This is a genomic window from Streptomyces sp. NRRL WC-3549, from assembly GCF_000721935.1.
Taxonomy (GTDB): Bacteria; Actinomycetota; Actinomycetes; order Streptomycetales; family Streptomycetaceae; genus Streptomyces.
In genome coordinates this window covers 17,889-25,472 of the sequence record NZ_KL585443.1, presented here as the reverse complement: position 1 = coordinate 25,472, position 7,584 = coordinate 17,889, and the positions used below count along the sequence as shown (strand labels likewise).

At 70.7% G+C, this 7,584-nt stretch carries 7 protein-coding genes and 1 pseudogene; 4 read left to right on the top strand and 4 right to left on the bottom strand.

Going from position 1 to position 7,584, the window contains the following annotated elements; translation table 11 throughout:
- A partial coding sequence (locus IH13_RS0133960) for a sigma-70 family RNA polymerase sigma factor (protein WP_031090638.1) occupies positions 1-479 on the bottom strand: 479 nt, incomplete at its 3' end.
- Between the two features lie 247 nt (positions 480-726).
- Between IH13_RS0133960 and IH13_RS0133955 the strand changes: the two genes are divergently transcribed.
- The 3 genes from IH13_RS0133955 (at position 727) to IH13_RS43745 (ending at position 4,349) form a co-directional block, all read left to right on the top strand.
- Positions 727-2,190 carry an MFS transporter gene (locus IH13_RS0133955; RefSeq protein ID WP_031090636.1) on the top strand — a complete coding sequence of 488 codons (1,464 nt, stop codon included), beginning with the start codon at positions 727-729 and terminating at the stop codon, positions 2,188-2,190.
- Positions 2,191-2,337: 147 nt separating this feature from the next.
- Entirely contained in the window at positions 2,338-3,828 is a 1,491-nt protein-coding gene (locus IH13_RS0133950) for an SDR family NAD(P)-dependent oxidoreductase (protein WP_031090634.1), read from the top strand.
- Positions 3,829-4,175: 347 nt separating this feature from the next.
- On the top strand, positions 4,176-4,349 hold the full coding sequence (locus IH13_RS43745) for a hypothetical protein (RefSeq protein WP_158791465.1): 174 nt from the start codon (positions 4,176-4,178) through the stop codon (positions 4,347-4,349).
- 70 nt (positions 4,350-4,419) lie between these two features.
- On the opposite strand, the gene IH13_RS0133940 is transcribed toward IH13_RS43745, so the two are convergent.
- The 3 genes from IH13_RS0133940 to IH13_RS0133930 are packed head-to-tail and all read right to left on the bottom strand — an operon-like array spanning position 4,420 to position 7,223.
- Positions 4,420-5,856: a lipase maturation factor family protein gene (locus tag IH13_RS0133940; RefSeq protein WP_031090632.1), complete on the bottom strand. Its 1,437-nt coding sequence runs from the start codon at positions 5,854-5,856 to the stop codon at positions 4,420-4,422.
- 21 nt (positions 5,857-5,877) lie between these two features.
- A complete protein-coding gene (locus IH13_RS0133935; RefSeq protein WP_031090630.1) occupies positions 5,878-6,387 on the bottom strand; it encodes a DUF1990 family protein in 510 nt (169 codons plus the stop codon).
- Positions 6,384-7,223: a YndJ family protein gene (locus IH13_RS0133930; RefSeq protein WP_031090627.1), complete on the bottom strand. Its 840-nt coding sequence runs from the start codon at positions 7,221-7,223 to the stop codon at positions 6,384-6,386. The genes IH13_RS0133935 and IH13_RS0133930 overlap by 4 nt, the downstream gene beginning before the upstream one ends.
- A gap of 132 nt (positions 7,224-7,355) precedes the next feature.
- Between IH13_RS0133930 and IH13_RS0133925 the strand changes: the two are divergent.
- Positions 7,356-7,584 (top strand): annotated as a pseudogene (locus IH13_RS0133925) (protein phosphatase); the annotation flags it as partial.

Below are 7,584 nucleotides of genomic sequence, written 5' to 3'. Positions count from 1 at the left end.
TTCGCGAGCTCCACCCGCAGCTCCTGGAGCCGGCGCGGCACATGGACGGACCAGGTGGTGTCACGGAAGAAGCGCTTGATCTCACCGACGATGTAGGGGACGGCGAAGGTCGCGAACTCGACCTCGCGCGTCAGGTCGAACCGGTCGATCGCCTTGATCAGACCGATCGTGCCGACCTGGACGATGTCCTCGGTGTCGTCCCCGCCGCGGTTGCGGAACCGCGAGGCGGCGAAGCGCACCAGTGAGAGATTCATCTCGATGAGGGTGTTGCGCGCGTACTGGTACTCGTGGGTGCCCTCTTCGAGGGTCTGGAGCCGGTCGAAGAAGTGCTTCGACAGCGCCCGGGCGTCCTGCGGGGCGACCTTCCCGGCGTCCTCGATCCACGGAAGGGCGGCCTCGTGGGAACCCGCGTCCGCCCCGTCGCACCGCGGTACCGCCGTGCCGATCGCTTCGGTGGTCCGCACTGACATGGCCGTCATGGTGTCACCCTCCCTGGATCCGGTGTATCGACCGGCACCTTCCCCGGCTCGCGGAAGTCATGCCCACCGAAGTCAAGGTGTTCTTCTCCCGGTGGAATCCGCCGGGAGAAGACTCCCTCGATCGGCCAACAGAAGTAATGCTTCGTCATATTTCGTGTTGATTTGTCCGATGAGGTCGGCGAGAGATGTGTGAGTCAGGCCTCATTCAGGGCACCTGTGGATTTTCCGGAGAGCCTGAGGAGGCCCCATGAGCGGCACCGGCACGACGGACGGGCGGACCGTCACGACCAGGATCCCGGCGCGCCTGGACCGGCTGCCCTGGTCGCGGTGGCACTGGATGATCGTGATCGGCCTCGGCACGGTGTGGATCCTGGACGGCCTGGAAGTCACGGTCGTCGGCAACATCGCCAGCCGGCTCTCCGAGGACGGCAGCGGACTGCCCATCACCGACGCCCAGGTCACCGGCATCGCCGCCGCCCTGTACGTGGCGGGTGCCTGCTCGGGCGCGCTGGTCTTCGGCTGGCTCACCGACCGCTTCGGCCGCAAGAAACTCTTCCTCATCACCCTCGCCGTCTACCTGGCGGCCACCGCGCTCACCGCCGTCTCGTTCTCGGCCTGGTGGTTCTTCCTCTTCCGCTTCTTCACGGGCTTCGGCATCGGCGGGGAGTACGCGGCGATCAACTCGGCCATCGACGAGCTGATCCCCAGCAAGTACCGGGGCCGCGTCGACCTCATCATCAACGGCAGCTTCTGGCTCGGCGCGATGGCCGGCTCACTGCTCTCCGTGCTCGCCCTGAACACCGACATCTTCCCCAAGGACATCGGCTGGCGGCTCACCTTCGCGCTGGGCGTGGTCCTCGGACTCGTCATCATGCTGGTGCGCCGCCACGTCCCGGAGAGTCCGCGCTGGATGTTCATCCACGGCCACGACCGGGCCGCGGAGGAACTGGTCGAAGGGGTGGAGCAGGAGGTCGAGAAGGAGACCGGCCGCGCCCTGCCGCCCGCCGAGCAGGAGATCACCGTGCGGCAGCGCCGCAGCATCGGCTTCGGCCTGATCGCCCGCACGGTCTTCCGCTCCTACCCCAAGCGTGCCGTGCTCGGCCTGGCCCTCTTCATCGGCCAGGCCTTCCTCTACAACGCCGTCACCTTCGGTTTCGGTTCGATCCTGGTGAAGTTCTTCGACGTCTCCAGCGGTGCCACCGGCTACTACTTCGCCGTCATCGCCTTCTGCAACTTCCTGGGGCCCCTCTCCCTGGGCAGGCTCTTCGACACGGTGGGCCGCAAACCGATGATCTCCGGCACCTACATCCTCTCCGGCGTGCTGCTCTTCGGCACCGCCGCGCTGTTCGGCGCGGGGACGCTGACCGCCGTCACCATGACCGGGTGCTGGTGCGTGGTCCTGTTCTTCGCCTCCGCCGGTGCCAGTTCCGCGTACCTGACCGTCAGCGAGGTCTTCCCCATGGAGACGAGGGCCATGGCCATCGCCTTCTTCTACGCCGTCGGCACCGCGGCCGGAGGCATCACCGGCCCGCTGATCTTCGCGGACCTCACCCAGAGCGGCGTCGTCGGCGACACCGTCCTGGCGTTCTGCATCGGCGCCTCCCTGATGGTGGCGGGCGGACTGGTCGCCCTCTTCTTCGCGGTCGCGGCCGAACGGCAGCCCCTGGAGGACATCGCCGCGCCGCTCTCCGCGCGGCAGGAGAACGCCTGACGGCCCGAACAGGGCCGCGTGCGACTCATGGCAGACTTGACCGGGGCATTCCGGCCCGTGCGCGCCTGCCCTCGCCGGCTCCCGGCCGGACTCCTGCCCACCGAAGCCCGACAAGCGGCACGAGTGACGAGTGACAGAGGAACGGCCATGACGGTGACGAAGGACAGCCCGGAGCTCGCTCCCGGTACCGACGGGTTCGGTCCAGGCATCGACCCCGAGCGGCTGGCCGTCTGCCTGAGCGTGCTCGACGAGCTGGACACCATCGAGGTCGACCACCCCGACGCCATCGCCGTGCGGCGGGCCACCGCGGGGATCTACCGCACGGTCAAGCAGCGCCGCCGCCAGGAGCGCCGTGCCGCGAAGACCGCGCACGACAAGGCCGTCACGGAGGCCACCGCGACCGGCTCCGCCGAGCGCATCGACGACGAGACGCAGGGCGTGCTCCCCTCCTCCTCGGCGACCGCCGAGATCGCCGGCATCCTCCAGCGCCCCAGGTCCTGCTACATCTGCAAGACCCGGTACGTCGAGGTGGACGCCTTCTACCACCAGCTCTGCCAGCCGTGCGCCCAGGAGAACCGGTCCCGGCGCGACGCCCGTACCGACCTCACAGGCCGCCGGGCCCTGCTCACCGGTGGCCGGGCCAAGATCGGCATGTACATCGCCCTGCGACTGCTCCGCGACGGCGCGCACACCACCATCACCACCCGCTTCCCCAACGACGCGATCCGCCGCTTCAAGGCGATGCCGGACAGCGGCGAGTGGATCCACCGGCTGAAGGTCGTCGGCATCGACCTCCGCGACCCCGCGCAGGTCGTCGCGCTCGCCGACTCGGTCGCAGCCGAGGGACCGCTGGACATCCTGATCAACAACGCCGCGCAGACGGTGCGCCGCTCCCCGCAGGCCTACAGAGAGCTGGTGCACGCGGAGTCCGCCCCGCTGCCGGCCGGTGAGCTGCCCGAGGCCCAGGTGATCGGCACCTTCAACAGCGGAACCGTCGACCGGGTCGCCGCCATCCCGGCGGCCCGCACGGAGGGCCAGGGGCTGACGGCGGGCGACGTCACCGGCCTCGCCCTGGTCACCGGATCCGCCTCGCCGGCCCGCATCGCCGCCGGCACCGCGATCGACGCGGGCGGCCTCGTGCCCGACCTGCACGACACCAACAGCTGGATCCAGACCGTCGAGGAGGTCGAGCCGATCGAGCTCCTCGAAGTCCAGCTCTGCAACTCCACGGCCCCCTTCATCCTCATCAGCCGGCTCCGTCCGGCGATGGCGGCGACGGCCGCCGAGCGTGCCTACGTCGTGAACGTCTCCGCGATGGAGGGTGTCTTCGGCCGCGGCTACAAGGGGGCGGGCCACCCGCACACCAACATGGCCAAGGCCGCGCTGAACATGCTGACCCGCACCAGCGCCCAGGAGATGTTCGAGAAGGACCGCATCCTGATGACGGCCGTCGACACCGGCTGGATCACCGACGAGCGGCCCCACCCCGACAAGATGCGCCTCGCCGAGGAGGGCTTCCACGCCCCCCTCGACCTGGTCGACGGTGCCGCCCGGGTCTATGACCCGATCGTGCGCGGCGAGGCGGGCGAGGACCTGTACGGCTGCTTCCTGAAGGACTACGCGCCCGGGAACTGGTGACCCGCGAGACGCACGGCGGCGCGCCCCGGACTCCGGGCGCGCCGCCCCTTTCCCTCGCGCCCGTCGGAGGCCGCCCGTTGGCCGAAAGTGACCCGGGCCACACGTTCTGTCGAGCGCGAGGCCGCTCATTTGGTTACGCTGGAGCGAACGGACGCCACCAAGGAATCCACGAAACTTCCTAGGGCCGTCCTGGGACAGGTCTTCAAGCAGACCGCCGTCCCCGCCCCGTAACGGCGCCACCGCGACCGAACTGTTTCTGCCCCTGCCCCGCCGAGGGCGGTCGACACGGTTCTCACAGCCGCAGCGTCGCCACCGCCCCGGGGCTACGCGACACAAAGGAGTCCGCGGTGACACCTGAAATGACCCAGAGCGAGCAGCACCCCGCCGCCCATCCCGGAGAGCGGTCCGCCCGGCCCGAGAAGCTCCGCAACATCGAGGTCTGGGCCCGGTCCGCCCCCATCAGACTGGCCGGCTACGAGGACGACCTCGCCGAGCCGCACATCCTGCCAGGCATCGACTGACCGCTGGCCGCCGAGGCGGCGACACAACGAGGACCGGGCCCCCCTTACGCGGGGCCCGGTCCTCGTCGTGTCACGGCTGCCCGGGAGGGCGCAGCGGCACCGGCCGTGCCACCGGCCGCATGAAGTCCCGTACGTACGTCCGGCGCCACCAGCAGCCGGTCGTCCGCAGTGCGTGCCGATCGGTGAACTCGTAGCGGAAGAGCCTGGCCCGGACATGGGCGGGAGGACCGTCCGGGAACGGGTTGTGGCGCAGCAGCCGCAGGGTGTCCCGGTCGCCCCGCAGCAGCCGCTCGACGAAGGGCCCGAACCAGGAGCGCGCGTACGCCGGGGAGAGCGCGGCGAACCACATCATCCAGTCGAGCCGCAGGTGGTACGGCGCGAACTGCCGGGGCAGCCTGCCCGGGTCCCCCGGCTTGCCGCGGAAGCCGTACTCGACAGACCGGGTGCCCTCGTGGATCACCGGCTCGTCCGTGCCCTCCACCACCACCTCCAGGCGCGTCCGGCTGACGCTCCCGAACGCCCCGTAGGTGTTGACCAGGTGCAACGGGTCGAAGGACCGGTTCATCACCTGTCTGCGGGAGACGAGGTTGCGCGCCGGACGGTAGCTGAGCGCCACGACGAGCGCGGTAACGGCGATGACCAGCACCTCGTACCAGACGGGCGGCGCCGCCTGCGCGGGCGGCGGTCCGGCCAGGGGCGTCCAGTCGATCGCGGAGAGCGCGATGACGATCGTCAGCCAGTTCAGCCAGGCGAAGTTGCCCGACAGCACCAGCCAGAGCTGGGTGAGGACCATCAGTCCGGCGGCGACGCCCGCCACCGGCTGCGGGGTGAACAGCAGGAACGGCACCACGAGCTGGGTGACGTGGTTGGCCGCCGCCTCCGCCCGGTGCACCGGTTTCGGCAGATGGTGGAAGAACCAGCTCAGCGGTCCCGGCATCGGCTGGGTCTCATGGTGGAAATCCAGACACGTCAGCCGGCGCCAGCACTCGTCGCCCCGCATCTTGATCATCCCGGCGCCGAACTCCAGCCGGAAGAGCAGCCAGCGCAGCAGCCACAGCACGAGCACCGGCGCTGCCGTGTCCCCGTTGCCGAGGAAGACGGCCAGGAACCCGGTCTCCAGCAGGAGCGACTCCCAGCCGAAGCCGTACCAGACCTGTCCGACCTGGACGATCGACAGGTAGAGCGCCCACGGCACCGCCCACAGCGTCATCGCGGCCCAGAGGGGCAGGTACCCGTCCGCACCCGCGAGGAGGGCGAGCGAGAGCGCGGCGCCCGACCAGGCGACCGCCGCGAAGAACCGGTCGGAGTAGTGGAGCCGGAAGAGGCCGGGAGCCGCTCGCCACGGGGTGCGGCGCAGCAGTTCGGGCACGGGGAGCATGCCCCGTGCGCCGATGAGCGCCCGGAACTGGAGCGCGGCGGAGACGAAGGCGACCAGGTAGACGACGGCGAGGGCCCGCTGGAAGACCAGTCGGCTGAGCCAGTAGCCGTCTGCGGTGAACCACTGCATCGGCTCCAGTATCGGACGGGATCAGCCGCCGGCCAGGCTGCGCCGCAGCGTGTCGCCCAGTCGGCGGGCGTACAGGCGCTGCAGGAGCGGCACCAGGGGGCCGGCGAGCCGGGTGTACCAGGTGGCGGGCCGGGAGAAGGCCGTCACGGTGAACCAGACCGTCCCGTCGTCGGCCAGTTCGACCACGAAGGACTCCTCGCCCCGTTCCGGGTGCCGCTCGGTGGTCCCGTAGGCGAAGCCGGTGCGGGTGGCGTCGTACTCGGCCCAGACGACCTCGCAGTGCGCGGTGACGCGGAGGGGGCCGGCGCCGAGCGACACCGCGACGGCGACCTGGGCGGCGGCCCGCGCGGCGGAGGCGTGCACCCGGGCCCCGGAGGCCCGGTGCATCCGCCACTCGGTGACCGCGGTGGCCGCGGCCTCGAAGTCGGACCGCCCCCGGCCGACGGCCGTCCGGTGGTGCAGGTGGTGGTAGCCCTCGGGCAGCGGCCCCAGTCGGGTGGCTCCGACCTCCGGGTACGTCAGGGTGGTCATGCGGTCCTGCCTTTCGGGACGGTGCGGTCCTGGAGCCGGCGCAGGGCGAGCAGCGAGCAGCAGGCGAAGCCCAGCGCGTTGCCCACTCCGTGCGTGGCCGCCATCCAGGTCAGACCGGGGTGCGGAAGCCCCGTGGCCTCGCCGAGCGCCCAGCTCAGTGCGAGCAGCATGGTCGCGACGAGTACGGCGGCCGAGGTGGTGAGCAGGATCCGTGTGACGCGGTCCGGGCCCGGGCGACGCGCGGTGCGCCGGGACAGTACGGCGACCGCCCACATGCCGGCGGTCAGTACGACGGCCCCGCCCAGCTCGGCCAGGTCTCCGACGAAGTATCCGGCCAGCACCAGCAAGGTGCCCAGCGGGACGCTCCAAGCGGCGAACCGGCCCGTCGCCCCGTCGTCCCCGGCCCGGCAGACCAGGCCCGCGACGAGCGCGGCGGCGAATCCGGCGAAGTGGAAGTGCGGCACGGTGAGCGCCAGGACGCCGAGCCCGAATCCGAACAGCTCGTGCCCCGAGCGCTCGGCGACCAGCGCGAGGGCGGCCACCGACGGGGTGACCAGCGCGGTGAGCAGGGCGATCTCCGCCGGGCGTGCGCTGCGGGTCCGTGCGAGGCGCCTCGGAGCCTGGGCCGCCAGGAGCAGTGCCCCCAGCGCGTAGCAGGCGGCCAGGGCCGTCGCGGCGGCGCCGCGCGGCAGCCAGAGGCACACGGCGCCGGGGATCGCGAACACGGGCCACAGACGGCGCACCCGTGCGAGCGCAGGGTCGGCGACGAGCCCCAGACCGGCCGGGACGACCGCCAGCATCCCCAGCATCACGACGAAACCGACCAGTACCGGCACGACGCCCCCCCGTCACCCAATTGTTTGAACACGTTCAATCGCTGTCGGGTCTGACCTTAGGGCTCTTCTTGAACGCGTTCAATGGTAGATGCTCAGTCGATAAACCAGACAAATGATGGCAGAGTGTCGTTCATGGATGATCGGGTTGCGGGTGCCCTGTCACTCCCGGACGACTGGCCCGCCCACCCGGATCTCAGCCTCGCCCTGAACCGAATGGGCTGCTTCGACTGGGATCTGGACAGGGGGATCATGCACATGGACGAGCCCGCGCTCGAGGTGTTCGACCTGCGGGTGGAGGAGTACGACAACCGCCCCGAGTCGCTCTCCCCGCGGGTCCCCGCCGAGGAGGGGCAGCGGCTCG

Coding starts and splice junctions, on each gene's coding strand:
- IH13_RS0133955 (WP_031090636.1), top strand. CDS start 727: ATGAGCGGCACCGGCACGACGGACGGGCGGACCGTCACGACCAGGATC.
- IH13_RS0133950 (WP_031090634.1), top strand. CDS start 2,338: ATGACGGTGACGAAGGACAGCCCGGAGCTCGCTCCCGGTACCGACGGG.
- IH13_RS0133940 (WP_031090632.1), bottom strand. CDS start 5,856: ATGCAGTGGTTCACCGCAGACGGCTACTGGCTCAGCCGACTGGTCTTC.
- IH13_RS0133935 (WP_031090630.1), bottom strand. CDS start 6,387: ATGACCACCCTGACGTACCCGGAGGTCGGAGCCACCCGACTGGGGCCG.